Genomic DNA, 26116 nt, shown 5'->3' with positions numbered 1-26116 from the left:
ATACATTGAGTATATTTTTCCTATCATGAATCTCGGCTTTCTAGTATTGAGCGTTATGTTTATCTGGAATATGTTTGTCCAACCTAAATATATCTTCCCACAAACTCCCAAACCGTACTCCAATAGTTTTGAGGGTCTACATTTTCTGCTTGACCATGGCCGGCACCTTTGATAATAAGCTTCTCTTTATCTACTTGTGCTGCATCAAAAACTTCATTTAACATTTCATACGGGACAAATGTATCCTGATCACCATGGATAAATAACATTGGTTTCTCACTCTTTGCAACCTGTTGTACTGCAGAAGCCTTATATAAGTCAAATCCAGCACGGATTTTCGTTACGGTATTCGCCGCATTCAGTACTGGAAACTCAGGTAGCCCAAACAAATCATCCAACTGATAAACAAATACATCGCTCACCGAAGAATAACCACAATCTTCCACAATGACTTTCACATTGGATGGCAATTCTTCACCTGATGTCATCATCACGGTTGCTCCTCCCATGGAAATACCGAATAATACAATCTCGGCTTTAGGATCGCTCTCAATGATTTCATCAATCCATTTCAACGTGTCAAGTCGATCATGCCAGCCCATGCCAATGTAATTCCCTTCACTTTTACCATGCCCACGTAAATCAGGTGCGACTACATGGAAGCCTTGTTCATAAAAATTACGAATATATCTTGTCATCCCCTCAGCACTCGAAGTATAACCATGCACCGCTATTGCCCACTTATGATTCTCTTCTCCGTTTTGATAATAATCTGCATGTAAATTTAGCTGTAGCCCATCATCCGAAACTACGGACATGGCAGCTGCCTCATGCTCAGCTATAAACTGACTGTCTGCCAACTCAGCAGCTTCTGCCACATCGGCCGTCACGGCGATACTTTCTTCAAGGTTTGGATTGTCTACCATAAATTCCTTCTCATCATTTGCTTTCAACGCAAAATTATAAAAGTAATTCCCCACTCCTATGTAAGTACCTCCCAATAATATAAAAATACCTATAATGATGATCATTCTCTTTTTCATAGCTCATCCCCCATACGTTTATGTATTCACTCTTTTCTCTCTCATTTCCTTTATTACAATGCTAGAAAAAGACAACGGAAACTATTATATTACTACCTTTTGTATTTCTTGTCGTTAAAAAAACTTAGATTCGGTTTATCCAATTTCCGAATCCAAGCTTTTTATAGCTTGATATTTAATTCTGCTCATGACTGGTTACTTTATGAACCCTTTGCGTTCCCAAGTCTATTTAATAAAGGTATTTTCAATGTGATTAGAAGAATACGAGAGAAACCCTAAAGTGTTTTCCGTTTCAATAATGGAACTCCCTGCAATTTGATCATACAGTAGTTGCTCTTTCCATAGAAAATCTTTATCTGGAAGAAAATCTTTATCCGTATCATGAATCTGGTAAATAGTATCGCAATAGCGATGGATGGTTTCCGATTGCTGCAACATCCGATTAAGCGATGCTGTAACCTTCATGAGCATTCCCAGATTTTTAAAACTCATGTTTTTAATCGGACTTGCCGTAATTTGCTTTACGCATATCTTTTTCTCATCCCAAAATGTAAAGGTTGAATTGACAGAAAAACTATAGTGTACATCTCCGGAAAGAATAACAGGGCTTTTCGGATTCCATTCTGCTACTTGATTCAGGAAATTGGTTAGCCCTTTCCCATTGTATCTCCATGCTTCAACATCAAATATTGTTTGAACACGAGTCCCTAGTCTTTCTAATATTGGGAGAAGTTGAATCATCACCTTTTCAATTAAATCAAATCCAATCACCGGTGTGGGTGAGACGATAATTAATGGTTCTCCTTTGTGCCATCCACTTACCTGCAATTGTTTCGAGATTGCTTTATATTCGAGTTCATTTACTAACTGTGGTGGATACGTCTCTTTTTCAACCAGTTTTTCCCAAATTATTGTATCGGGCTTATCTTCATATTCTCTCAATGTTCTCGTATCTAAAAATACGGCTTTTGGCGTTGTCGGCGCAACAAAATGCCAGGGTTGATGGTCCCAAAGCAAGGCAATCCAGTCATCATAATATGGCATCATATTCCCATTTTGCAAATGCTGAAAATAGGTCTTCAGCTTAGGAATAAAAGATTTTCGAAAAACTTCCGGCTGATTGCCCCAGCCTTGAAAAGCGAAATAAGCAGCTAGACCATTAGCAACAACATGTCTACCTAAAGGTGAAGATCGAACTGTCTCTTTCCAATCCTTATTAATATTCAAGTCATCTGTGATATCATGATCATCGAAAATCATATATGTGGGGAGATTGGCGAATAATCTCCTGATTTTATATGCAGTCTCTCGACAATGAGAGATGAGTTCTTCATGCTCGGTATACCGTTTTTGAAATTGTGATTTTTCAAGTTTCTTCAGCTTATCGGTTCCGTTAGATAACCTCAAATGAAATTTTTCTCTTTCAAAGGCTTCATCAAAGGTTTCAAACAGATTCCCTTCCTTAGATACTTCCCACAAGACAGGACTCCAAGAATATAAATACATTGCTGCAAACTCACCAAACTCAATGAGATGATTGGAGCCATTTCGCGATGAAAAGCTTGCAAGATCCTTTATGATTTCTTTTCTTCCATTAATTCGATTCAACGCGGTACTAAATGCTTTACTTCCTATACGTTTATCAATACATGAAAGATTCTCTTCAACACCCATTAACGCTTTTCCTAAAAGGTTTATAGGGCGAGTAAGTGGATCTGCTACATTGTCTGCGTAAATTTGGTCGCCCATTAAAAAAAGTGCTTGTGGTCGGTTGCTTAGATTGCGGCTACGCTCTTCTAAAAGACGGTCACCGCTAGCCAACATATCTTCCCCTTCACCGTGAGTCCTTCGACAAGAGCCAAATAAGAAATTAGCCGATAGATTTGAATCCTTCTCTGGTATAAAGAAAGTAGGATATTTGAGTGCATCATAAACAATATTATTTGGGTTCGTGTGACTCAGAAGACCAAGATCTTCCAAATTAAAGTATTCTTGCTCATTTTGAAAATATAGGTTGTAACCTATTAATTGATTGGTAGGAAAAAGGTTTGAATTAGGGGTTATTTTGATTAAATGGATATAAAGGTGCTCACCAAGGTGAATTGTATCTGTTTCGGTTGTGGATTGGATATTTGAATATTGATCGATTGCATCAATGGTATTAATCTCACAAACTTCTGCAGTTATTGCAAAGTTTTTACTCGTTGCCACCCAAATAAATGCTTCGGAAGAGTCAAGACGACGTATCATCGGACCAGCTAATAGAGCAGGAAACAAAACAGCATTCATGTATCTCTTCCCCTCATCCCAGACTTTTCCTACAATATGCAACGAGCCCAATGTTTGTGTCTGAGGGATAGTATTCTACTTTGGTGACTCTTTCTCTATAAGTAATGAATCTTTTATTTTAAGAAATATTTATTAAAAATTGAAACTTTTTCCTCTCCTTCTCGTAAATATAGAAAAGTTTGAATTTTTGGATATTACGGAGGGTCGTTTTTATGCGAAAAAAGTTTCTATCCATTATGACGGTTGCCTTTATTATTGAATTACTCTTTACATATTTGGTTGCCTCATTCTTTTCAGTCAGAATGATAGAATTAATGTTCTTCGTGGGATTAATCTTCACTGTGATTATCTTGTTCTTTACAAGTAGTGGTGGCATCATTTCTAACATGAGCGCTTCCGAGGTCGGTGCCAGGACAGGGATTCTTCAAAAAAGTGAGCCTTTTATCTTCAAGAGAGGACCGATTTTTACAGCTTCTCTACTTTTGTTAGTTGTCGGGCTTGTGTTGTTTATCCTATTAGTTTCAGGGATCATCCCACCGGCTTAAATAAAAGAGCATGGAAACCAAACCATGCTCTTTTTAAGATTCAAGGAACAATTATCGCCTGATCTATCAGGCAATTATTTAAAAATCTTCACCCACTAAGTCATTTATAACACCCATTGCGACAATGCTTCCTTCACTTGCTGCATTTATAACTTGGGAAGGTGTAGATAGCGATATATCCCCGCTGGCGTAGACACCTTGAATACTGGTGCGTCCCATATTATCTATAACGATTCCGCCATTTTTGTGCTGCTTACAACCTAAGGATTCAGCTATGGTAGATGCTTGTTTTAAAGCAGCACTTACGAAGCCGCCACTTCTTTCTAGTTCTTTCCCATTTGTAAATCGAATTGTTTTTAATTGGCCCGCCTCGCCTTGTAAGCTTAAGATTTCTTCTTCAATCACCTTAATGTTGTTTTTTGATAATAACTCCTGTTGCTCGATTGAAAATATTTGCTTCCCATTCGTACATATAATTAAATCCTTGCTCCAATTAAAAATCAATTTAACTTTATGAAACGCACTTGGATTGTCTGATATAAGCACGAGTGGGAGGTCTTTTAATTCCCATCCATCACAAAATGGACAACTAAATAAGCTTGTACCATAAAAATCATGAACCCCATCAATAGATGGGAGTACATCCTTTAAACCTGTTGATAAAATTACTTTTCTTGACTCGTAGACATGGCCACTCTTTGTATAAATGGAAAAGCTTTGTTTCCACTTTTTAATATGAACAACTCGTTGATTTTGAATTGTTAGATTTGGATATTTCATTAAGTCTTCTTTCGCTAATCTTTTGAATTCGGATGGCTTAATGCCATCTCTTGTGATAAAACCATGAGATTCTGAAGTTACAGCATTTCTGGGTTTATCTTCATCAAATAATATGATATTCTTTCTTGCCCTAGCAAGAACAAGTGATGCATTTAGACCTGAAGGACCACCACCTACGACGACGCAATCTAACATCTACAATTCCTCCTTCATAGTAAATATATTAATTACACGCAATATCTATAATTAAATGTAAAAAATAATAGAAATACTTAATGATCCCTTTTACTTCCCTTTCACACCAAAATCTCTTTGGGAGTATCCCATATACATTTTCTTGCTAATTTTTCATGCTCCATATAGAACAACATAATAAGATAGTATTCCCTTCATTTGCAGTAATTACATCTTAAAAAATTTTTTTCGAGAGTGCCCTTTAACACCGGATTGAAAGGATGTATATTGGAGAAAAATTTTGCATATTGCTAACTGCTCTATACCAACATTCTTTCTTCGGAGTTAGAGTAATGATTTATTTGAGAAATAATTCATAAATTATACTTTTAGAGTATAATTGGTATGTTGAAAAATTTTCGGGGGGCCCTAAATTATGGTTTCAGACAAAAAAAATGCCCAAAAATACGCTTATGAATTTATTCGAGATCGTATGTTGGACGGAACTTTTGAAGGTGGCATGAAAATAGTTGAAGAACGTCTCGCACAAGACATAGGTGTAAGTCGCACACCCATTCGAGAAGCAATCAGAAGGTTGGAACAAGAAGGATTGATAAAGAATAAGCATATTTATAATCCTACTGTTGAGGATTTAAAATATTTATATGAGATGCGCATACTATTGGAAAGTTTTGCAGCAGAAAAAGCAGCAAAAAGTATGACACCGGAAATGATGAAAGAACTAAGAAATACGATAAAGGAATCTCGAAGTGCACGGTCGGAAAGCATTTATAATGCAACCCAACGTTTTCACGATATAATTGTAAATGAATGTCATAATCCAAGCATGATTACTATATTGGAAAAAGCACGAACGATATTCTATTTATTTAGCCTTAAGTTTGATATATATAAACGACCGCTATTGATAGATGAGCATGAAGAAATATACAGTGCCATCAAAGATAGAAATGAGCAGCTTGCGGGTGAACTAATGGCTAAACATTTATATAATGATATGAATTTTACTCTGGCTGAAATATCACCAGAAAAGGCAAAGTGAATGAATCCTAAAATGGATAAATGAGTATGAATCCAAACCCTAGTCTTCTGGGCAAATTTTAAGTTGAAGTACCAATTATAGAAGCTTGTCATCAATCTCGACTATGAAGCAGAGGTACTACTAAATAATATTAAAGCCTATCTACTTGGATAGGCTTTTTCCTTTCAACTGACAAACAGCGACCAGTTTGTTGAAGCAGCCCTCTTGCCAAAAACAATTTATATTTATTTTACCTTTAATCAAAAATAAACTGATCCCTAAATTAGAGATCAGCTTTCATTTAGTTTACTATAAATTAAAGTGTCAGTTTTCTTTTTAATAGTTCAAATGGTTGCCTAAACGTATACCCAGGACTCACTATTGGTATAGAAAGCATACCATGATCCAATAATGGATAATTGTACAAACTTCCTTCATAAACTAATTCGAACCGCGAATGCATCAAAAAGTCATTTGGTGAAATCAGGGCAGATGGAATATCCCATAAATTTAGGCCACTCTTTTTGAAGACCTCAGCCACAAATTGAGAGCAAAAGTATTTATTCTTTTGATTAATCGGATAGCGGACAGCCACACCTACGAGCCCTAACAAATTATATGAGTACTTCTCTTTATTCATAGTAAAGCTTTGGATGACTTCTCTGATGCGATCATATTCATTTGACGAAACAACCATTTTTAGTAAAAGGCATCTCGTATTGTCAAAGTATCGAAAGGTACCATTATAAACGTCTTCTCTAATAAACCCGGCAATCAATGGATTTCGCGGTTTTTTCCGCCCAAAACTATAGATTTCATCGAGCTTTTCGTCAAACACAATGGAAACGTGATTATAAGGAGCATTTGTATACCATTTAATGATTCTCGTTAGTACTGTTCCGGTATCGGTTAATAATATATAAATCGTTTTATTTGTTTCTGTCATGGCTTGATTACCCTTGACTAACTTCGTCATTTTTATATTCTAAAATATCCCCGGGTTGACAATCCAATGCTTTACAAATCGCCTCTAATGTTGATAAACGTACCGCTTTTGCCTTTCCATTTTTCAGTATCGATAGGTTAGCCATTGTTATGCCTACCCTTTCCGATAATTCTGTTACACTCATTTTTCTTTTTGCCAGCATCACGTCAATATTGATTATAATTGCCATTGTTTTCACCTCAGACCGTTAAATCATTTTCTGATTTTATATTAATAGCTTCCTGCAGTAGTCTTTGGAGAACAGCAGCAAAAACTGCAATCACCAATGGAGCAAATACAAATACCATTCCAATGAGTATGAGTCCAGGTGCGTCATCAACCTCTGCTAAAATATAGATGATTGGCAGGGCTACCACATATAAGCCACTGATTGTAATGGCACAATTTTTTATTTTCTTTAAAGCATTTACAGAAAATAGAGAGAACGCTTGGTTTTTGTCAATATATGTTAGCAGGATAAACGATTGATACAAAGCGAAGTAAAATGGAACCGCCGAAACATACATAATCATTAAAAGGCCATATATCACATAAGCCAAATCCGAACCTCTTTCTACTGCTTCATTAGCTTCACCCGCTATCTGAGGCAACAAAAATAGACACATAGCAAGAACCGGAATTCCGATAAAAATAACAGATATCTTTAAAAAGAGTGTTGACCCTCGTTTCATTCAAATGCACCTCATTTAATTATTGTCTAATTGAATTTAACACGATATTTATCGTTTTGCAATAAAATTTTATTTCTTTTTAAGTGAAATTTATTGTTATATTTTTGAATTAAATAAAAAAACAGCATCCCTTATTTAAAAGAATGCTTCTAAAGAGCCAACCTTTTCTATTGAATCCCCCCCAGGTTATTACTGTCTGAATCATAAAACGCAAACTTGTATTTCAATAAGTTACTTTGTACAATTACTGTGAAATACCTCTACATCATCCATAGATAACCATACTCCACTGAATAGATAGAATCTTGAAATTATAAACTACCGCTAATCAATAATTAAAGGACCACTTGCTTAATATTGAACCAACTCCCCCATTTAATGAAATGTCAGAATATTTTTATAATTGTTCCAGCTTTACTTATTTTCTTTGGTTCAATCTGTCAAGACTTTATAGTAGTATACAGTAGCATGTAATTCTCCGTTAGCCGATTTTGCATAATACGGGATTTTCCCAGCCTCTAGATACCCCAACGAAGAATACAGTAAGTTAGAAGGATCTCCTTCTCTTGTATCAAGAACAATTAATGTCCGCCCCCCATGCTTAGCCTGTTCTTCCGCTTCCTTCATGAGTTGACGTCCGATACCCATTCGTCGATAATTTGTATCTGTCATTAATTTTGCGATTTCAGCCCTATGACTACCGTTTTGCTTTGTACTTAGATGTAATTGGATACTTCCGACTATCCTATTATTTATTTTCGCAACAAATAAAATCACTTCCTGATTTAATACATTTTCCCAATATGCTTTAGCCTCAGTAATTTGCAATGGTGGCAAAAATCCAATTGATGCCCCCTCTTCTACTACCTGCACCAAAAGTTCCGAAAGCTCCTCAATATGCCCTTCAACTGATAATAATTGTTCAATTTTCACTACATTATTCAACACTAGATCACCTCAATAAATTAGACTTTTCTTAATACCAGAAGTAAATGATTATTAATTTAAAGAACTTATTCAACAATAATGTGCATTAATCCTTCTAAAATTAATAGCCCAAGAGTCTGGATACCTTCCTAACTATTTACACTTTCAGTAGAACCTTACCTTCATAATTACGACTTTCAATTAATCTATGTGCATCTGCCGCATCGCTTAAATTAAATACTTGTGCAATTGGAAGGCTAATTTGTCTTGAAGCAAAAAGCTCTATCACTTTTTCTGCAACTGGTGCTATCCGAACAGGATCATATTTTCTAGTTGTCCCTAAACTAAATCCTTTAATATTTCTACAGCTGCTATGAACATCATTTGTTGTAAATGTCCCGGCTTTGCCACTACTATTACCAAATTGCAATAGAGTTCCATACATAGCCAAGCAATCTAGACTTCTTCTTGTAACATCGCCCGCAACTGAATCAAAAATTAGATTTGCTCCTTGATTATCTGTTTCTCTTAAAACTTCCTCTGCAAATGTCTCATAAGTGCATACAAGATCCGCACCTAACTTCTTCACATAATTAACTTTTTCTGGACTGCCCACTGTTGCGATAATTTTATGAACGCCCAATAATTTCGCTAATTGTACGAGCATGGAACCTACACCACCCGCTGCACTATGTATTACAATGGTGTCAGTTTTTTGCACTTGTCCAAGTTCATGTAGTAGCATATAAGATAAGATTGAAACGACCGGCATTGCCGCAGCCTGTTCAAATGAAAGGCTTTCCGGAATCTTATATACTAAATTCTCATTTGCCACCACATACTCTGCATATGAACCATCTTTCGGAAAAGCAATCACTCGATCTCCTATAGAAAAAGGAGATTTTGAACCTGCTATTTCAACTGTTCCTGCCGCATCCAAACCTAATATTAAAGGAAAAGCTGCTTTAATCTTGTTTCCATTACGGGATTTTATATCTGCATAATTCACACTTGTAAACGCAACTTTAATTAGGCACTCATGGTCACCTATTATTGGTATTTCAACATCAGTGTATGAAAGTACACTTGCATCCCCATATTCGTTTTGTACGATTGCTTTCATTTGATCCATCCCCCCATCAATTACCAAGATTTTACCATTAATTGATTCAAGAAGGAACTTTGTTAATTTAATGAATTATCCTATTCTCATTTATTTTTAAAAGGTCCTTTAATTACAAGTTCCATCTACCCAATTAGCAATGTAGACCATTTCGAGTCCACAAAAAAACGCCGAGATAAATTCCCGGCGAAGGTGCGGTTGCCGCATTTCAAGTTCTTGAATGAAGAACACATTTAGAACGTTAACATCTCCCCTGTCATCAAAAAGACAATACAATAAATGTCTGCCGGAACCCACACCAATATTTGATTCATTGGATTCACTTTTAATAACAGTCCAATAATTGTGTTCTTAAGACTACTGGCTACTACAGTGCTTTGTTCTACGTTTTGTAAAGAATTGCTGTCACTTTTTAACTGTACTCTACTCAAGCTAGAGTTATCATAATCGGCCTCCAAAAATGCATATTGAGGATTTAAAATCTTCAAATTTACACTCCTTCGTATCATTTCTTTATTCTTCACGAAAAAGTTGGAAGTTTCATCAAATTTCTTCAAAGTTCAACAGTTCTATTATATTCCAAAAATAATGATTGCATGACTGATATATTTTTTAACCATTTCACATATTTAGATAGTCATCTCTTGAATGTCTTCTACCGTAGTCGTATCATTTTGTAAGTTCACCATATTAGCCATTCATAAGTTTCTAATATTTCGATTCTTTTCTTCTTCATGTATCTAGCGCTGCAATGACCACTCAACCTAATATTGATCATCCATTTATTAATTTTCACATTAATAATATTTTAAAATACTTAATTTTAATGAATTACAACCGATAAATAACTAGTATGCCCACAAATTGGGTTAATAGGGGCAACCATACAAAAATATAGTACATAATAACTCTACATCCAGGAGGAAAAAATGAAGTTTTTGAAAAATTTGAAGGTAGTACAGAAGCTTATCATATTAATTACATTATTTGCTTTAACTGTACTATTAATAGCCTATGTAAGCATTACTAGTCTTTCAAGTACCGTTAAAAGTACTAATACAATCTACAAAGATCAATTAATTCCAAGTCAAATATTCAACTCTATCAATCTCAATAATCGTGGTATTACTGCAGGTTTATTGGAATCAATGGTTACAGAAGACCCTGAGCAAAAAGGGCTTCTAAGTGAAGACCTAGAAGAAGATATTGAAGAAATTACTTCCTTGATAGAGCAATTAAACTCCATGTCTTTATCAAGTGAAGTAACCCAACATCTTGATGAATTAAGTTCAATTAATGAAAAGTTAAATGTAATCAGGAATAATGTAAACGACTTAGCATCGTCAAATGACAATGATGAAGCGTATAGAGTCTTTTCGAACGAATTAGAACCAACACGCAAACAATTTGTTGAAGTATTGGACAGTATTGAACAGTTAAATACTGACGGAGCACAAAAGTCTTATGATGAAGCCGTATCGGCTGCGGAAAAGGCAAATACTTTAGTAATTCTTACGATTATTTTGTCCTTACTCATCTCGATAAGTTTGGGAATTTTTATCTCAAGACTTATTACATCTCCTATTAAAAAAATTCAAACATTATTAGGTCAGGTTGAAAATGGGGATCTTACTGTGAAAGGAGATTACCAATCAAAGGATGAAATCGGTATATTAACAGTATCGTTTAATAAAATGATAGAAAGTGTAAATATGGTTATTCGTACAGTCGGGAACACTTCGGGACAAGTTGCTGCTGCTTCTGAAGAACTAACTGCAATTTCCGAACAAAGTACAAGAGCCAGCCAACATATAACGGCAACTACTCAAGAACTTGTAGTTGGAGCTGAAAACCAAGTTGAAATCATTAAAGAGAGTTCAAACCATATTGAAAATATCAGTCAGGGTACACAACAAATTGTTAATAACACTGATACCGTTTCAAATACGGTACACGAAGCATCCCGATTATCTTCTGAAGGAAGAAAAGTTATTAATGAAGTAAATACTCAAATGGAATTTATCGATGGTACTGTGGTGTCCTTAGTTAAATCATTTACAGAACTTTCAAACCGTTCAAGAGAAATTGGCCAGATTATCGAAGTAATCACAAATATTTCAGCACAGACAAATCTACTTGCACTTAATGCTGCCATAGAAGCCGCGAGAGCTGGGGAACATGGAAAAGGATTTGCGGTAGTAGCTGATGAAGTTCGAAAGCTAGCAGAAGAATCTGCTCATTCAGCTCGACAAATCAATAATTTGGTTGTAGCAATCCAAGAAGATACAAACAAAACGATGAAAACAGTTAATGAGGCGACTGGTGAAGTTAAACAAGGAATTGCGGTTGTTCAAATTGCCGGTAATACATTTGGTCAAATTGAAGCTGTCATTAAGGAAGCAGTTCCACAAATCGAAAATATTAAAGAAAACGTACAAATGTTATTAACAGGGATGGACAATGTTAATAGTTCTATATCTTTAGTAAGTGAAGTTGCCACAGAAACTGAAGCTGGCACACAGACCGTTACGTCAGCTACAGAAGAACAACTCGCATCAATGGAGGAAATATCATCATCTTCTCAATCTCTAGCTAATCTAGCAGGTGATCTCCAAACACTTATAATGAAGTTTAAAATTTAGGTTCCTTTTTGAAGACCCTATAAAAAATACCCCAAATCCTTATATAATAAGGATTTGGGGTATTTTCATTCGGTATGGACTTCTTCTGCCTGAACCCTTCGACTTCCCTGGATTACATAAGACATACCCTGTATAAGTTCAATAATATCACCCATAATCTTTACAATTAAGGTTTCGAGTCTTTTTTCTAGTTGTTTAAATTAGAAGAAATTCAACATTATTACGACTAAGTAGTACTATTAAAATACGCTGGCGCTTTTATTTCAATAGATTTGTATCGAGTGTTGTACAGCTATGGTACATATTTATTATAGCTTTAAACATCTCCTAAATCCCCGTTTCCTACTATGTTTAGTTTTAAGTAATAACTATATCAATCTCTTTTTCCATCCATACCTGACGTATAATCTCTTCAGTGTTTAAGTTGATGAGATATTTAGCTGCACGTGAAGAAAGAGGGGTATTGACTGTTGTAAAACCTTCACCTTCTGTTATGACCGATAGCATTGCATAAAATTCATCTAGTGTAACGGTCTCCAGTAGTTCAATTTGCAAAAATTTTGTCTGTTTCGTCTCACTATCTGTTTGTTGAAAAAGCACATAGCCAATCGGAATTTTGAATTGGTTGGTAAACACTGCAGCTTGAGCAGATAAGTTACTTTTCACAAGGCATTGCCACGGAACGTCTTCATTATATATTGGTAAATGTGGCAGTAATTCAGGACGTGTAAACTCAACATTAATAGTAGCCTTCTTTTCAACACTACCTTTAAAGAAAATGAGTTCATCTTTCATTTTGTAGCCAAGCTCCTCATAAAGTAAAATGGCAGCTTTGTTTTCTTTGATTGCTTCAAGGCTTGCACGTTTCACATTCCGTGCTTTATATTCTTCTATACTTTTTTGCAGGAGCATTCGTCCAACACCTTTTCTTCTAGCATTTGGATGTACAGCTGTCCCACCGTTCCATGCTAATATTTCACCATTATTTTCCCGGAAGCCATTTAGAAGAATTCCTTGCAGCACCCCATCTTCTTCAGCAACAAAAGATGATGTGGAATCTAGATCCTCGTTGGCCAGACGCTTAATAAAGCTATTCTGATTATCGCGAACCGGTACAAAGTAATTTGAAAATCCTTCGTTCCAAATATTCATTACTTCTTCAAGGGTACATGTATCAATAGTTTTAATGTTCATAACCTAACCTTCTTTTTTTAGAGTTTATTCTACATTTGGATATTATTTTATGTCGCTAAAGTAGATTAGAGAACAATTTTTATTAGTGACTGGAATAGTATCCACACTTTCCCTAACTATGGGTAAAAAGGGTTCTATTCCGTACACTCCCCCCTTTTATCCTCAAAAGTCGGAATATCAGGTATTATTTAATAAGAAGGGCAAATTTTGTCCTGGATAAGATTTTATTATATGGAGGTTTCATAGATGAAAAAACTAATGAATCAAGCAGAAAATTTAGTAATGGAAATGTGCCATGGTCTTGTGCTTGCCCATCCAGAACTTCAATTAAATGAAAAGTATAAAGTGATTTCACGACGTAATGAAAAAAATAATAAAGTAAGTTTGATTAGCGGAGGCGGAAGCGGTCATGAGCCGGCGCATGCAGGGTTTGTAGGTTCTGGGATGCTGGATGCGGCGGTTTGCGGAGATATCTTTGCTTCCCCTTCTCAAATTCAAGTCTATCAAGCGATTAAACAAGTAGCGACTGAGCAAGGTGTTTTAATGATTATTAAAAATTATTCCGGCGATATGATGAATTTTAAAAACGGGGCAGCACTTGCTGAAGAAGACGGCATTTTAGTGGACTACGTAAAAGTCGACGACGACATCGCTGTTGAAGATAGCTTATATACGGTTGGTCGTCGTGGGGTTGCGGGTACAGTGTTCATTCATAAAATTGCGGGAGCTGCTGCCGAACTTGGATATGATCTTGCAACTGTAAAAAAAATTGCAGAAAAAGCGGCCGCGCAAGTTCGAAGTATCGGCTTTGCGCTTACGTCTTGTACCGTTCCAGCGAAAGGTACACCAACATTCACTTTAGAAGAAGACGAAATGGAATACGGCGTTGGTATTCATGGTGAGCCTGGCATTCGTCGCGAGAAAATGATGAGTGCTGATGCATTAGCAGATCGAATGGTAAATGACTTATTAAAGGATTTAGGCGAAGTAAACGAAGTAGCTCTATTAGTCAATGGATTTGGTTCGACACCACTTCAAGAGCTATATGTATTTAACAATAGTGTCATTCGCGTACTTTTTGATAGAGGAATCCACGTTCACCGTACATTTGTCGGCAACTATATGACGAGCATCGATATGGCGGGTGCGTCCTTATCGATTTTAAAATTGGATGATGAGCTAAAACAATATATAGACTCCCCTGCTTCTACACCCGCTTTTAAAGTAGATGGAGAGGCAGCACCGATTCAAATGATTCAATCAAAAGAAGCAACTGAAAAAGCTGAACCTTCATTTAAAGTTGAAACAAAAGAACAGTTTGCCAAAATCAAAGACGAACAATTTACATTAGAGAACTTGCACTACTACATCGATAAAATGAGCGAGGTAATTATTGAAAACGAAGTGCCTTTCTGTGAGCTCGATGCCCATGCAGGTGATGGCGACTTCGGAATGAGTATAGCTAAAGGCTTTAAACAATTAAAACGTGAATGGTCTGAGCTTACCCGCGCAACTTCGATGAGTGTATTTTTATCAAATTGCTCGATGATTATCATGGAGCATTGTGGCGGTGCATCTGGTCCAATCTGGGGCTCTGCTTTCCGCGCTGCAGGAAAATCGGTGGAAGGAAAAGAATTTTTGACGGTTACTGATCTTGCAGCAATGCTACAAGCCACAGTCGAAGGAATTCAAACGATTGGCGAACGCTCTTTTGGACGTGGAGCAGTTGTCGGCGATAAAACATTAATTGATGCGCTCGTACCGTGTACAGACGCTTGGCGTGATGCAGCAAACGAAGGTGCTACATTTGCGGAAAGCTTCACACGGGGCGCAGAAGCTGCTGTCAAGGGGGCCGAGGCTACAAAACAGATTGTTGCACGAATGGGACGCGCGGGCACTGTCGGCGAGCGAAGCCTAGGCTACCCAGACGCAGGTGCGTACGGACTAGGTGTAATATTCACAGCCTTAGCACAAGATGCCAGGTAATAGATAAACAAGATAAAGTGAGTATATCTTTAGATTACAGTATACCGAAACATACGTTATCTCGATTCCGTTGATGGCAACAATTAAGAGAATACAATAAATTATCTAAACACTAGAAGCCTGCTCAACCGTTATACTGAGCAGGCTTAGTTTATAAACTAATTAATGGTTTCGTACGTCTTTCATTAATCTCTACAATACAAGTCCTAAACTATTAGTGATTAAAAGGAAATATAAACAGCTCTTTTTATTGTAAGAGCAAAGTAGTTTCTGTTTAAAATTGTGATAAATCATTATTTAAAATCATAGAATCTATTACCATATGTATAAATGTTGGAATATTTTAAAATGGAGGAAAGTATATGCTATTAGAACAATATGTTGCTCTATTAAACAAGAGCGATTTCGAAGGTATCTCAAAATTATTTACTGAAGACTGTCGAATAGACGATGGGGCAGCACGAACACTAAATGCACCAGACTTGGTTGCAAGTGGAAGAGAGCAATTAAGAGAAGCCTTTAAATTAGCTTTAGAAAATAATAAAATTCGTGCTGAAATTATAAAATTGAATGCAAATTCGATGGAATATGATTGTTACCTCGGAGATATTAAACTTGAATGTGTAGGATGCGCTACTTTTAAAAATGGACATATTGACGAGTACATTGTACGTCCAAGATAATATTTGATTCGAGAAATAAAAAAGACCGCCCTCCACAATTGGAAAGGCGGTTTTAAAATACTCGAATATCTTCTTGCAATTATATTCTAATAGCTGAAAAGAATATTACATGTTATTACTTAAACTTAAATTGGGCTAATTTTGTTGTTCTTCTTCTCGAAAATATAAACAAATTAAGAGGATGAATAATTTTCTATTTTCGTAGCATTTCGCGATTTTTCTCTATTATTTCCTTATTTTTAGCTATCGTTTCCTCTATATTCAGATGCATTTCCTTATCATAAGTTTCAGGATTATTTTTTAGGTTTGTATCTAAGTGAGGTACTGATGTTTTATTCTTATCCATATAATTTAATCCTCCTCTATGACCTTACTCTTGTATATCGATTGAATACAACGTTTAAGTTAAGTTTAGGTAACAATCTCCAACATTAAAAATTATGGATTTTTATATCAATTTCTTATCACAGAAGTTAAAGAAACACGGTTACATTCTATCTTATTAAAATATTTATTTGAGATGAGTACCTCTTATCTTTATTTAGGTAAAGCGCCTGATTTTAGATGATTATTAAAGCAACCCATTAGTATAATTGTTACATCATAATTTACTTTGCAAATCCTCTGAAAGCCTAAAGACCATAATGCGTTCCCCAGTTATTGTACTCAAATCGGTATAAAAACTCACCACTTCTATACCTGTTATATCCAATAGTGCTTCTTTTATTTCTTTAACACCTGATTCCACCAAGCTATTTCGCATTTCTTTTACTGATAATAGGCCCTCTTTTTCTCGGCATACTGAATATTCAGCAGGTGTTAACACCCCTCTCAACACAACAACCACCATATCTCGCAAGATATCTGCTTTAACTGAAACGGAACCGCGCCCAAGATAATTTTTCTCCCAATGAGTTAACACTTTACTGATCTCGGCCTCAAGAACACCTTTTGTTTTTTCCATAATGACTTCCTTCCATTCCATAAATAATCGTTATACATTATTTTTTTGAAATTCCGCTATAGTCTATATCCACCAGTTTTTTAACAATAAGCTAAAATTTCTTCCTATATGGCACAAGTCTCGATTTTCGAACGGACAAATAACTTAAAAACCCCTTCTCCCAATGTCCCTTTGAATCAATTGATGCCAATCGTATCCAAGATGTTGAACATATAAATTTTCACTCTTTTGCGTCATTTGAAATCCTTCAATTCTACCGAGTCCATTGCTTTAGATCGTAAATGATAAAAAACCGACAATTAAAAAGATAATGGTCTCAAATACTCAAACCATTAGACTTTGAAAATTGTCGGTTTACTTTTAACTAACCTAGTTTAGGTTTTTTAAATAGTCTACCTTTTATTCACAAATATTATTCTAGTTCCCTTTTGGCTTTTGATTGATAATCAATGTCAAATATTGACTATCAAACTAAGGTAATAGGAACGTATAAAACTCTATCTATATATAAAATTCTATTATTTAGTTGACTCCCTGTCAAGGTCAAGATAATTAAATTTGTATTTTTGGTCACTTTATCAATTAACTGCTTAGAACAGTTTACTATATTATCTTCTAGCATATTTTGCATATTAAAAAATTTCAAGAAAAGGCCATAAATATAAAATGAACCCTTATTCTTGTTTTAATTATAAATTTACAAAGTTCTTCAACAGAATTCACTAAAGGCAGGCATTATATCATAAATTCCCTTGATTTCTGACTCATATTTGGCATTGGCATTGGCTGGCCATATTATGAAAGATGAAGCCTATAGTAAATATAAGATTGGTCGTATCACGTTTTACGAAGGGGTATTAGGGATAATTAGACTGTATAGAACCGAGCAACTATTTACTGCAAAAGTCGTTAGCTAGACTATTTCGAAGGACATAATTTTCAAAAGTTCGGAGGAAAACGATATGGAATTTATCATCATCTTATTTGCGAAAGTAATTGAGGTTTCTTTGAGTACCGTTCGGACTGTTTTTATCTCAAAAGGGATGAAAGGATACTCTTCTTTAATCGCCTTCATTGAAGTCCTTATTTGGTTAAAGGTAGTAAGTGTTGTATTAATCGACATTAGTGAAAACCCTGCAAATATGGTCGCTTATGCAATCGGCTTTGCGGTCGGGAACTATATTGGAATATGGCTTGAAGGCAAATTAGCCATCGGACTTATTACCATTCAAGTTATCGTGGATGAAAGTGAGGGACAAGACTTGGCGGATTACCTGCGAAGCCACAATGTAGCCGTAACGGTCATGAATGGAAAAGGGAGAGACACGAACAGAAGCATCCTGATCCTTCACTTAAAACGTAAAATGAAAGATAAAGTGATTGAAGACATTGGGCAAAAGGTTGAAAAAGCACTTATAACATCATCAGATGTAAAAGTAATTCACGGTGGATATGGTTTGCTTAGAAAGTAATAGAATATGTTTAAATTGCAAAAAAGAGATACTTGAGTTGGTATCTCTTTTTTGGATGTTTAGAAATAATCCCACTATACTATGATACTATTTTTAATTCACAATAACGAAAGACTTAGTAATAGATTCGCCCCTAACAAGACAGACATCTGCTGTATTTTGAAGGCAACATAAAAGGGATTCTGCATCGGTGACCGAAGCCACGACCGAATCCCTAAATTCCTTTAGCTTAAAGACCTACTTGGTCAACACCGTATGTTGCTTCCTCAGTAGAAAACCCTTCATATTCTAATTGTTCAATCAGACCTGTTCTTGAAAATGACGAATAGTCAAGGTATGCTTGTGCTTGTTTTGCAGCTTGTTCTTTCCAATCTACTGAAATGTTATTTACAGCGTATGTTGCTTCCTCAGTAGGGTAACCCTCGTACTCTAATTGTTCGATTAGACCACTCTTAGAAAACGCTGTGTACTCAAGATATGACTCAGCTTGACGAATTGCATTTTGTTGAGAAAGAGATAGTTCAGGTTCTTTCGATTCTTCTTTAACAGGTTCAACAACAGGTTCTTCTTTAGCCGGTTCTGTCTCAACAATTTCTGCTTCAACAGGTTCTGCAACAGTTTCCGTTTCAACAGGTGCTTCAACAGGTTCAGTTGTACTTTCAGGTGCTGTTACTTCTTCCTCACCACCACCAGTTGCGATACTTCCAATGATAATAACAGCGAGTACCCACACCCACCATTTCTTATAGAATGGTTTTTTAACCTTTGCAGGTTTTAACTCGTTTGACATATGTAAGTCCTCCAAAAAATATTATTTTCTTAACATTGCAATCAATTGTAGCATATTTGTAATATTTTTGGAACGTAAATTTAATTTTTTATAGGAAATTAGTTCCTGTTTTGTCATCAATTTAATATATTACTATCACAATAGTTTATTAAAACTATAAGTAATGCTAATAGATTGTAATCCAACTTTTTTATGTCTAAAAGGTTTTGAAAAACTCATGTTTCCACTTTTTCTAAGTGACTAAAACGTTAGAACGAGGCTTAATAGAAACCCCAGGAATGATTTTAAATGGACAACTTCCCACAATCGCCTTACTAACACATCCTCCGAAACCAGATAACCTTGATATCTTAAATGCCCTGCTATTGAACTAGAACCGCCAGTTTGCTGTAATGAAGGTCTTTTTGTAGTACCAGTTGGATCATCAAAATAAATGAACTATTTATCATTGGGTAGCCCAACAATAAAAAAGAAACCTTGAAAGGCATTAAGCCAATCAAGGTTTTACTAATCTCTAAAATATTTCAAGATACCACTGAATTTGCTTTGTACCACCGTAATCTTGAATTAACTACTAACTTCAATTGCGATAACCTCATTTAACTATTTTATCACTAATTCTTGTTTAACTAAAATGTCTAATTATCGTTTTCTAACTTTTTCTCAAAAAAAGGAAAAGCGCCACAAATCCTCGATATTAAGGATTTGAAGCGCTGTTTTGTCGGTTCAAACTTATCCAATCTGAACCTTGATACGTCCCAGGAGGGATTCGAACCCCCGACCGTACGCTTAGAAGGCGTATGCTCTATCCGGCTGAGCTACTGAGACATTTGACAATCAAGTTAGCAAATAACCTGAAAGACAATTATTATTATATGCTTTAAAAATGGAAAAGTCAACGGTATTTGTAAAATAAAATTTTATTTCTTATAATTTTTTTCGTTTCTAGTATTACTCGGTTATTTCATAGGAATTTGTAAAGATTTCTTCACCTTTATCATTATATGCTGTGACATTCCAATTATGATTCGCAAATTCCACAACGACATAACTTTTTTCAGCAATACCACGCGGTTTGAGCAAACTTCCTGGATTCACGAATAATATATTGTCCACCAACTCTGCCCCTAATACATGGGAGTGACCAAAAAAGGCTACGTTTGCCTCTACTTCTTGTGCACGGTAAAGTAAATTCATGATTGTCGATTTTACATTTAATAAATGTCCATGGGCAACAAATACTTTTATACCTTCAACTTCGAACAAATCCTCTTTTGGGAATCGATTATCCTGGTCGCAATTGCCGCGCACTTTTCTTATCCCTTCTAAATAGGGATGATCAAATGCAAGTTCACTGTCGCCACAATGGATAATGGCATCTACATTTTGATTCGCTTCACGCACTTGTTTGATAACCTCTGCATCCCCGTGGGTATCACTCATTACTAATAATTTCACGATATACACACCTCCTATTGAAAAGATGTCCAGTATCTTTAGGAAATGGGATTACTACATATTCCCGCAAGGTTCCTCTAAATACTGGACACACTTCTTTTGCTAAAAAAGGACACTTTTAAGAACTTACTGAACAATTTCTGATTTTCCAGGCAGAATTCGAATTTAACCGGTCACTTTTTCAATTGTAACGGACATAAATTCAATTTTACCGGACATATTTTCTAATTTACCGGGCATTTCAATAAAATCCATTAATTCTAGCCCATCCACTCCACATAGCCTCTCAAGCCGCAAAAAACTATTTCATCAATTTCGGCAGTTTTTCTGCTAATTTGCGAATTGCATTGCCACGGTGTGAAATGGCGCCTTTTTCATCAGGTGTTAATTCGGCCATTGCACGATTCAAATGTGGTACAAAGAAGATTGGGTCATAGCCGAATCCGTTTGTTCCACGTTTTTCATGCAAAATTACTCCTTCGCACGTACCGAATACTGTATGTGTCTCCATTTCTGGACCCGCGATAGCTAATGCACAGCAGAAACGTGCCGTACGCTCCGTTTCAGGAATACCTTCTAATTTCTCGAGTACTTTTACAATATTAGCTTCGTCATCGTGATCGCCTGCATAACGCGCAGAATACACGCCAGGCTCACCGTTAAGGGCATCTACGGCTAATCCGCTATCATCTGCAATAACTACTTTGCCAAGCTCCCGAGAAAGGGTTTCTGCCTTTAATATGGCGTTTTCCTCAAAAGTCTTCCCTGTCTCTTCTATTTCCATTTCAGGGGCTACTTCAAACATTGTTACGACTTCATAACCTAGTGGAGAAAAAAGTGCTTCGAAATCTTTTGCTTTGCCTTTATTTTTTGTTGCGATCACGACTTGTTTCATTACGCTTCCTCCTTCTCTCTTCTGACTAGTGTTGCTGTATCCCCAAGCACAGATGTTTGAATCGCGATTAATTCACGAATCCCCTTTTCGCCTAAATCCAATAATTCGTTTAGTTCACTTCGGGAGAATGTTGCCTCTTCGCCTGTTCCTTGGATTTCAACAAAACGACCGCTGCCAGTCATCACCAGATTCATATCCACCGCTGCGCTAGAATCTTCAATATAATCTAAGTCGAGTACTGCCCCAATCTCATCGACAAAGCCTACACTTGTTGCAGCTAAGTAATCGACAATCGGGAATTTCGCAAATGGTTTAACTTCATGAATTTTGGCAAGCGCCTGAGTTAATGCGACAAAAGCTCCTGTAATTGAAGCAGTGCGAGTCCCCCCATCCGCTTGAATTACATCACAATCAATCCAGATTGTTTTTTCTCCTAGTGCCTCTAAATCGACGATTGCACGTAATGCACGTCCGATTAAGCGTTGAATTTCCATTGTACGTCCGTTAATCTTTCCACGAGAAGAATCACGCTGTGTCCGTTCTGCTGTTGCTCTTGGAAGCATAGAATATTCGGCGGTAATCCATCCTTTTCCTTGTCCACGCAAGAAGCCAGGAACTCGATCATCTACTGTAGCTGTACAAATGACTTTTGTATCGCCCACTTGAATAAGTACAGAGCCTTCTGGATGCATTAAATAATTTGTTTCAATGTTGACTTTTCGTAGTTGTTCTACAGCTCGTCCATCATGTCTTGTCATAAATATCCTCCTCGTTGTTTCGCGCTACCCATCTTACCACAATTTATCACTCTTTTCGAGTAGCGAACCGGGCAAAATACTATTTGCGTATTGTTTGCGTGCCAGACCCACAAACAGCTCAAAACAATTCCAATTTTCAAACACACCTTCACTTTACAATGTAAAGAAAAACATTAAAAAAGCCCAAAAATAGGATAGTCTACTTTTGAGCTTTATGATAAGTTTGCATATCAAATTTGATATACGAAAAAGAGAGAGTACCATTGAATAAGTTTATAGATCTATACGCCGTATATCTAGCTCTTTCGATTCCAACCAGTTGTTTGCAATCATTCGAAAGATGGGTACTGAACCTGTTGCAAAGAATACATGGTGTGGATTGCTTTTAGAAGTTGAAAGCTCTCGATTATATTCGAGTATATCCTTTACTTCCTTTGCCGTTTCCTCTGCAGATGATAGAACTGCTACCTGGGACCCTACAACTTTTTCAATATGATGCTGGATAATTGGATAATGCGTACATCCTAAGATAACAGTATCAAACTTTTTGTCGGCTAGCGGCTTTAACCCTTTTGCTACTAAGTCGAATGCAAACTGACCTTCATATTCCCCACTTTCTACAAGCGGGACAAATGTCGGACACGCAAGAGGAATTATTTTCGCCTTCGTACTTAAAGAAAGTAGAGCATTTTCATATGCTCCACTTTTTATTGTACCTTCAGTTGCAAGTACGACAATTTCATTGCTTTTTGTTTTTTTCTCTGCTGCGCGTGCACCTGCATTTATCACACCGACGACTGGAATCGACAGATGCTTCTGCAGACTTTCTAGCGCTACCGCAGTTGCTGTATTACATGCGACGACGAGCATTTTTATATTCATCTTTTCCAATGCTTTAGCCATTTGCCATGTAAAGTGCAGTACTTCGCGTCTGTTACGCGGTCCATATGGACATCTTGCTGTATCACCGATATAGTATATTGTTTCTTTTGGTAATAACTTCATCATTTGTTTTGCAACCGTTAAGCCGCCAACGCCTGAATCAATAACGCCTATCGGGGCATTCACAAAAACCGCCTCTATCCTATTACATTTGTTGATGGAGTTTATTTAGTAATTTTGATAAGCTTTCTACTTCAGCTACATCAAAATCTACTAATACATCCTGTAAATAATTCTGTCTTTTTTCGATTACTTCTTCGATAATTCGTTCGCCTTCTTGAAGTAAATGAATGTGTACAACTCGGCGGTCTTGCTCGTCACGAATACGCACTACTAATTCATTTTTTTCCATACGATCAACTAAATCGGTTGTCGTACTAAAAGCTAAATACATTTTATTCGATAATTCACCAATTGTCATATCGCCCGATTCATGTAACCATTGAAGCGCTACAAATTGTGGAGGTGTTATCGTATAGTTGCTTAATATTTCTCTACCCTTTTGTTTAATTAAATGTGAAATAAAGCGTAGTTCCTTTTCTAAAAATGCTACTGTATCGTGGCTGTGCTTTTCGTCCTTCCTCATTTAGTGCAGTCACTCCTCAAGAATCAATTCAGTCATTAGCGACTTTGAAATCCGTTTATGTTACTCGGAACAAAATATTTATGCTAGACATCAATATATAATTCTATTTTGAAGTGTTTTTGGCGAAATAGCAAGCATCCAATCAGTGTAATGATAATTCTTCTAGCCTCAGCAATTCAATTAAAGCTTGTGATCTACTGGATACGCCCAGTTTCTGAATCGTGTTTGAAATATGATTACGCACCGTTTTTTCGCTTATGCCCAACTTTTGCGAAATATCCTTAGTAGAATAATCTAGGATAAGCAACTGGAAAATTTCCCGTTCTCTCTTCGTCAAAAGTGAACGATGCTGCGGGCTATTCATAAGGCAACACCCTCCTATCTCCTCTTCTATGTAAAGTATGATAAGAGTTGAAAGGCTGTGAGGGCATTTTCACTATTTCTCTTGTAATATTAATATTTCTTTTTCATCCCAAGGAATGGCTTTACCCGAAGATTTATCGATTTGAACAATCGTCCCTCTGCCGGTAAATACAGGTTCGTCATTAATGTTTTTTGCTAAATAATGAATGTCAATTGAAGAGTTCCCAATTCTTGCTGCCTTTACATAGATTCGGAGAGTTTCATCAAAGTAAACTTGTTGTAGAAAATCACATTGCAAATCGGCCACAACAGAAATTGTGTTCTTTCCTTCTGCTGAAAAATTTGTAAAGCCGATATGTTTCATAAACTCAATACGGGCATATTCAAAGTAAACAAATGGTACCGTATTGTTCAAATGCCCATACATATCGGTTTCTGAAAATCTGACGGTTACCTCAACAAAGAACTTGAATTCTTCCTCCCATTTTTTTAAATCGCCAATATAATTTGCCTTCATGTTTAAATACCCCTTCCCCCATTTTCTCCCTATCCCCATATCATTTATCCTTTGTCGTTTATCCCTTGCAGTTTTACCGTGAAAGTAGCTACTACAGTAGACACTAGCTTCCCTATGCACGTTCTTTTCACGAAAGGTCGCTCTAAAATGAATTATGGTTCATTAAAGTATACCAAAAATGACTACGGAGATTAAAGGGATTGTTCTACTAATTTGGTATAGATTGGGGATAAATCCTCGTATAGAATGGAACTGTCGAGGATTCACGAACACTATCCGAAAGATATCCGTTTTCCCTCTAGGGATGAATAGAAATTATTTTAGAAGAGGTTTTGTTTCAGTAAAAGCATGAAGAATTTTATATCGCCCTATCATATGCAACACAACGCAAAAAGGGTATCTGAAAGTCAAGAAAATGACTCAGATACCCTTTTTGATAGGAAGAAACTGATTGTTTCTTATTATTAAGTTAATAATATATTAGTCAACCATATTGTCTGAACCGAAGAAGTTACGGAACATTTGAACAGTTGTTGAACGGTTAAGCGCTGCAATTGAAGCAGTTAGTGGAATACCTTTTGGACATGCAGCTACACAGTTTTGTGAGTTACCGCAGTTTGCAAGGCCACCATCGCCCATAATTTCAGCAAGACGCTCATCTTTATTCATTGCACCAGTTGGGTGTGTATTGAATAAACGAACTTGTGATAATGGTGCCGGTCCGATAAATGAAGCTTTTTCAGATACATTTGGACATGCTTCCATACATACACCACAAGTCATACATTTAGATAACTCGTAAGCCCATTGACGTTTACGTTCAGGCATACGTGGACCTTCACCTAAATCGTAACTTCCATCGATTGGAACCCATGCTTTAACTTTTTTAAGTGCGTTAAACATACGGCTGCGATCAACTTGTAAATCACGTACCACAGGGAAAGTTTTCATTGGTTCTAAACGTACCGGTTGTTCTAATTGGTCAATCAATGTAGAACATGATTGACGCGGACGACCATTAATAACCATAGAACATGCACCACATACCTCTTCAAGACAGTTCATATCCCAAGTTACAGGAGATGTATTTTGTCCATCAGCCGTTACGGGATTCATTTGAATTGCCATCAAGGCAGAGATTACGTTCATACCAGGACGATATGGTACTTCGAATTTTTCCCAACGAGTTGCGCCACCTTCAGTATCTTGACGAAGGATTTCCATTTTAACAGTTCTTCCAGTTTCTACTGGTGTTGTCATGATTAA

The 26116-nt window shown here is 36.4% G+C and carries 27 protein-coding genes and 1 tRNA gene; 6 read left to right on the top strand and 22 right to left on the bottom strand.

Going from position 1 to position 26116, the window contains the following annotated elements:
- Positions 1–83 precede the first annotated feature (83 nt).
- Together ACFQU5_RS00745 and ACFQU5_RS00740 are read right to left on the bottom strand one after the other, a co-directional pair.
- Positions 84–1043 carry an alpha/beta hydrolase gene (locus ACFQU5_RS00745; protein ID WP_390283714.1) on the bottom strand — a complete coding sequence of 320 codons (960 nt, stop codon included), beginning with the start codon at positions 1041–1043 and terminating at the stop codon, positions 84–86.
- Between the two features lie 225 nt (positions 1044–1268).
- Positions 1269–3332: a metallophosphoesterase family protein gene (locus ACFQU5_RS00740; protein WP_390283712.1), complete on the bottom strand. Its 2064-nt coding sequence runs from the start codon at positions 3330–3332 to the stop codon at positions 1269–1271.
- A gap of 212 nt (positions 3333–3544) precedes the next feature.
- Between ACFQU5_RS00740 and ACFQU5_RS00735 the strand changes: the two genes are divergently transcribed.
- On the top strand, positions 3545–3877 hold the full coding sequence (locus tag ACFQU5_RS00735; protein WP_390283710.1) for a hypothetical protein: 333 nt from the start codon (positions 3545–3547) through the stop codon (positions 3875–3877).
- Positions 3878–3955: 78 nt separating this feature from the next.
- Here ACFQU5_RS00735 and ACFQU5_RS00730 read toward each other — a convergent pair whose 3' ends face one another.
- Positions 3956–4852 carry an NAD(P)/FAD-dependent oxidoreductase gene (locus tag ACFQU5_RS00730; RefSeq protein WP_390283708.1) on the bottom strand — a complete coding sequence of 299 codons (897 nt, stop codon included), beginning with the start codon at positions 4850–4852 and terminating at the stop codon, positions 3956–3958.
- A 415-nt stretch (positions 4853–5267) separates the two neighbouring features.
- On the opposite strand from ACFQU5_RS00730, the gene ACFQU5_RS00725 reads away from it, so the two are divergent.
- Positions 5268–5894, top strand: a complete 627-nt coding sequence (locus ACFQU5_RS00725) for a GntR family transcriptional regulator (RefSeq protein ID WP_390283706.1) — start codon at positions 5268–5270, stop codon at positions 5892–5894.
- Between the two features lie 295 nt (positions 5895–6189).
- On the opposite strand, the gene ACFQU5_RS00720 is transcribed toward ACFQU5_RS00725, so the two are convergent.
- From ACFQU5_RS00720 to ACFQU5_RS00695, 6 genes are all read right to left on the bottom strand, one after another.
- Positions 6190–6819, bottom strand: a complete 630-nt coding sequence (locus ACFQU5_RS00720; protein WP_390283704.1) for a hypothetical protein — start codon at positions 6817–6819, stop codon at positions 6190–6192.
- Positions 6820–6826: 7 nt separating this feature from the next.
- On the bottom strand, positions 6827–7048 hold the full coding sequence (locus ACFQU5_RS00715) for a helix-turn-helix domain-containing protein (protein ID WP_390283702.1): 222 nt from the start codon (positions 7046–7048) through the stop codon (positions 6827–6829).
- A 10-nt stretch (positions 7049–7058) separates the two neighbouring features.
- Positions 7059–7550 carry a DUF2975 domain-containing protein gene (locus ACFQU5_RS00710; RefSeq protein ID WP_390283700.1) on the bottom strand — a complete coding sequence of 164 codons (492 nt, stop codon included), beginning with the start codon at positions 7548–7550 and terminating at the stop codon, positions 7059–7061.
- A gap of 432 nt (positions 7551–7982) precedes the next feature.
- The gene (locus ACFQU5_RS00705; protein WP_390284680.1) at positions 7983–8495 is read right to left on the bottom strand and encodes a GNAT family N-acetyltransferase; all 513 of its coding nucleotides are present in this window, start codon (positions 8493–8495) and stop codon (positions 7983–7985) included.
- Between the two features lie 139 nt (positions 8496–8634).
- Positions 8635–9600: a quinone oxidoreductase family protein gene (locus ACFQU5_RS00700; protein ID WP_390283698.1), complete on the bottom strand. Its 966-nt coding sequence runs from the start codon at positions 9598–9600 to the stop codon at positions 8635–8637.
- A gap of 233 nt (positions 9601–9833) precedes the next feature.
- The gene (locus ACFQU5_RS00695; RefSeq protein ID WP_390283696.1) at positions 9834–10109 is read right to left on the bottom strand and encodes a hypothetical protein; all 276 of its coding nucleotides are present in this window, start codon (positions 10107–10109) and stop codon (positions 9834–9836) included.
- 420 nt (positions 10110–10529) lie between these two features.
- Between ACFQU5_RS00695 and ACFQU5_RS00690 the strand changes: the two genes are divergently transcribed.
- A complete protein-coding gene (locus ACFQU5_RS00690; RefSeq protein WP_390283694.1) occupies positions 10530–12242 on the top strand; it encodes a methyl-accepting chemotaxis protein in 1713 nt (570 codons plus the stop codon).
- 357 nt (positions 12243–12599) lie between these two features.
- Here the strand turns inward: ACFQU5_RS00690 and ACFQU5_RS00685 are convergent, their stop codons facing one another.
- Entirely contained in the window at positions 12600–13436 is an 837-nt protein-coding gene (locus tag ACFQU5_RS00685) for a GNAT family N-acetyltransferase (protein ID WP_390283692.1), read from the bottom strand.
- A gap of 246 nt (positions 13437–13682) precedes the next feature.
- On the opposite strand from ACFQU5_RS00685, the gene dhaK reads away from it, so the two are divergent.
- Positions 13683–15422 carry a dihydroxyacetone kinase subunit DhaK gene (gene dhaK, locus ACFQU5_RS00680; RefSeq protein WP_390283690.1) on the top strand — a complete coding sequence of 580 codons (1740 nt, stop codon included), beginning with the start codon at positions 13683–13685 and terminating at the stop codon, positions 15420–15422.
- Between the two features lie 362 nt (positions 15423–15784).
- On the top strand, positions 15785–16105 hold the full coding sequence (locus ACFQU5_RS00675; RefSeq protein WP_390283688.1) for a Cif family virulence factor: 321 nt from the start codon (positions 15785–15787) through the stop codon (positions 16103–16105).
- Positions 16106–16298: 193 nt separating this feature from the next.
- On the opposite strand, the gene ACFQU5_RS00670 is transcribed toward ACFQU5_RS00675, so the two are convergent.
- Both ACFQU5_RS00670 and ACFQU5_RS00665 read right to left on the bottom strand, forming a co-directional pair.
- Positions 16299–16451 (bottom strand): multidrug transporter, encoded by a 153-nt coding sequence (locus tag ACFQU5_RS00670; RefSeq protein ID WP_390283686.1) that lies wholly within the window; start codon positions 16449–16451, stop codon positions 16299–16301.
- A gap of 255 nt (positions 16452–16706) precedes the next feature.
- Complete coding sequence (locus tag ACFQU5_RS00665) at positions 16707–17069, bottom strand: Na-translocating system protein MpsC family protein (RefSeq protein ID WP_390283684.1); 363 nt, start codon at positions 17067–17069, stop codon at positions 16707–16709.
- 962 nt (positions 17070–18031) lie between these two features.
- Here ACFQU5_RS00665 and ACFQU5_RS00660 point away from each other — a divergent pair.
- Complete coding sequence (locus tag ACFQU5_RS00660; protein WP_390283682.1) at positions 18032–18541, top strand: DUF2179 domain-containing protein; 510 nt, start codon at positions 18032–18034, stop codon at positions 18539–18541.
- 229 nt (positions 18542–18770) lie between these two features.
- On the opposite strand, the gene ACFQU5_RS00655 is transcribed toward ACFQU5_RS00660, so the two are convergent.
- The 10 genes from ACFQU5_RS00655 to sdhB all read right to left on the bottom strand — a co-directional run bounded on the left by ACFQU5_RS00655 (position 18771) and on the right by sdhB (position 26110).
- A complete protein-coding gene (locus ACFQU5_RS00655; protein WP_390283680.1) occupies positions 18771–19331 on the bottom strand; it encodes an Ltp family lipoprotein in 561 nt (186 codons plus the stop codon).
- A gap of 754 nt (positions 19332–20085) precedes the next feature.
- Positions 20086–20159, bottom strand: a tRNA-Arg gene (locus ACFQU5_RS00650).
- Positions 20160–20282: 123 nt separating this feature from the next.
- Positions 20283–20789, bottom strand: a complete 507-nt coding sequence (locus tag ACFQU5_RS00645) for a metallophosphoesterase (RefSeq protein ID WP_390283678.1) — start codon at positions 20787–20789, stop codon at positions 20283–20285.
- Positions 20790–21090: 301 nt separating this feature from the next.
- Positions 21091–21684: an XTP/dITP diphosphatase gene (locus tag ACFQU5_RS00640; protein ID WP_390283676.1), complete on the bottom strand. Its 594-nt coding sequence runs from the start codon at positions 21682–21684 to the stop codon at positions 21091–21093.
- Positions 21684–22442 carry a ribonuclease PH gene (gene rph, locus ACFQU5_RS00635; protein WP_390283674.1) on the bottom strand — a complete coding sequence of 253 codons (759 nt, stop codon included), beginning with the start codon at positions 22440–22442 and terminating at the stop codon, positions 21684–21686. Before rph ends, ACFQU5_RS00640 begins: the two co-directional genes overlap by 1 nt.
- A 273-nt stretch (positions 22443–22715) precedes the next feature.
- Complete coding sequence (gene racE / locus ACFQU5_RS00630) at positions 22716–23510, bottom strand: glutamate racemase (RefSeq protein ID WP_390283672.1); 795 nt, start codon at positions 23508–23510, stop codon at positions 22716–22718.
- Positions 23511–23529: 19 nt separating this feature from the next.
- The gene (locus ACFQU5_RS00625) at positions 23530–23970 is read right to left on the bottom strand and encodes a MarR family winged helix-turn-helix transcriptional regulator (RefSeq protein WP_390283670.1); all 441 of its coding nucleotides are present in this window, start codon (positions 23968–23970) and stop codon (positions 23530–23532) included.
- A gap of 142 nt (positions 23971–24112) precedes the next feature.
- Positions 24113–24334, bottom strand: coding sequence for a helix-turn-helix domain-containing protein (locus ACFQU5_RS00620; RefSeq protein WP_036198757.1), 222 nt, complete (start codon positions 24332–24334; stop codon positions 24113–24115).
- Between the two features lie 72 nt (positions 24335–24406).
- Positions 24407–24850, bottom strand: coding sequence for an acyl-CoA thioesterase (locus tag ACFQU5_RS00615; RefSeq protein ID WP_390283668.1), 444 nt, complete (start codon positions 24848–24850; stop codon positions 24407–24409).
- 480 nt (positions 24851–25330) lie between these two features.
- Complete coding sequence (gene sdhB, locus ACFQU5_RS00610) at positions 25331–26110, bottom strand: succinate dehydrogenase iron-sulfur subunit (protein WP_390283666.1); 780 nt, start codon at positions 26108–26110, stop codon at positions 25331–25333.
- Between the last annotated feature and the right edge of the window lie 6 nt (positions 26111–26116).

The sequence above is a fragment of the Ureibacillus sp. GCM10028918 genome, from assembly GCF_042666115.1.
Classification (GTDB): domain Bacteria; phylum Bacillota; class Bacilli; order Bacillales_A; family Planococcaceae; genus Ureibacillus.
Note: the sequence above shows the minus strand (reverse complement) of the source record. Positions and strands in the feature narration are given on the sequence as shown.

Bases quoted from the DNA above. Each gene is read 5' to 3' on its own strand.
- ACFQU5_RS00745 (WP_390283714.1), bottom strand. From the start codon at position 1,043: ATGAAAAAGAGAATGATCATCATTATAGGTATTTTTATATTATTGGGA.
- ACFQU5_RS00740 (WP_390283712.1), bottom strand. From the start codon at position 3,332: ATGAATGCTGTTTTGTTTCCTGCTCTATTAGCTGGTCCGATGATACGT.
- ACFQU5_RS00735 (WP_390283710.1), top strand. From the start codon at position 3,545: ATGCGAAAAAAGTTTCTATCCATTATGACGGTTGCCTTTATTATTGAA.
- ACFQU5_RS00730 (WP_390283708.1), bottom strand. From the start codon at position 4,852: ATGTTAGATTGCGTCGTCGTAGGTGGTGGTCCTTCAGGTCTAAATGCA.
- ACFQU5_RS00725 (WP_390283706.1), top strand. From the start codon at position 5,268: ATGGTTTCAGACAAAAAAAATGCCCAAAAATACGCTTATGAATTTATT.
- ACFQU5_RS00720 (WP_390283704.1), bottom strand. From the start codon at position 6,819: ATGACAGAAACAAATAAAACGATTTATATATTATTAACCGATACCGGA.
- ACFQU5_RS00715 (WP_390283702.1), bottom strand. From the start codon at position 7,048: ATGGCAATTATAATCAATATTGACGTGATGCTGGCAAAAAGAAAAATG.
- ACFQU5_RS00710 (WP_390283700.1), bottom strand. From the start codon at position 7,550: ATGAAACGAGGGTCAACACTCTTTTTAAAGATATCTGTTATTTTTATC.
- ACFQU5_RS00700 (WP_390283698.1), bottom strand. From the start codon at position 9,600: ATGAAAGCAATCGTACAAAACGAATATGGGGATGCAAGTGTACTTTCA.
- ACFQU5_RS00695 (WP_390283696.1), bottom strand. From the start codon at position 10,109: ATGATACGAAGGAGTGTAAATTTGAAGATTTTAAATCCTCAATATGCA.
- ACFQU5_RS00690 (WP_390283694.1), top strand. From the start codon at position 10,530: ATGAAGTTTTTGAAAAATTTGAAGGTAGTACAGAAGCTTATCATATTA.
- ACFQU5_RS00685 (WP_390283692.1), bottom strand. From the start codon at position 13,436: ATGAACATTAAAACTATTGATACATGTACCCTTGAAGAAGTAATGAAT.
- dhaK (WP_390283690.1), top strand. From the start codon at position 13,683: ATGAAAAAACTAATGAATCAAGCAGAAAATTTAGTAATGGAAATGTGC.
- ACFQU5_RS00675 (WP_390283688.1), top strand. From the start codon at position 15,785: ATGCTATTAGAACAATATGTTGCTCTATTAAACAAGAGCGATTTCGAA.
- ACFQU5_RS00670 (WP_390283686.1), bottom strand. From the start codon at position 16,451: ATGGATAAGAATAAAACATCAGTACCTCACTTAGATACAAACCTAAAA.
- ACFQU5_RS00665 (WP_390283684.1), bottom strand. From the start codon at position 17,069: ATGGAAAAAACAAAAGGTGTTCTTGAGGCCGAGATCAGTAAAGTGTTA.
- ACFQU5_RS00660 (WP_390283682.1), top strand. From the start codon at position 18,032: ATGGAATTTATCATCATCTTATTTGCGAAAGTAATTGAGGTTTCTTTG.
- ACFQU5_RS00655 (WP_390283680.1), bottom strand. From the start codon at position 19,331: ATGTCAAACGAGTTAAAACCTGCAAAGGTTAAAAAACCATTCTATAAG.
- ACFQU5_RS00640 (WP_390283676.1), bottom strand. From the start codon at position 21,684: ATGAAACAAGTCGTGATCGCAACAAAAAATAAAGGCAAAGCAAAAGAT.
- rph (WP_390283674.1), bottom strand. From the start codon at position 22,442: ATGACAAGACATGATGGACGAGCTGTAGAACAACTACGAAAAGTCAAC.
- ACFQU5_RS00625 (WP_390283670.1), bottom strand. From the start codon at position 23,970: ATGAGGAAGGACGAAAAGCACAGCCACGATACAGTAGCATTTTTAGAA.
- ACFQU5_RS00620 (WP_036198757.1), bottom strand. From the start codon at position 24,334: ATGAATAGCCCGCAGCATCGTTCACTTTTGACGAAGAGAGAACGGGAA.
- ACFQU5_RS00615 (WP_390283668.1), bottom strand. From the start codon at position 24,850: ATGAAGGCAAATTATATTGGCGATTTAAAAAAATGGGAGGAAGAATTC.
- sdhB (WP_390283666.1), bottom strand. From the start codon at position 26,110: ATGACAACACCAGTAGAAACTGGAAGAACTGTTAAAATGGAAATCCTT.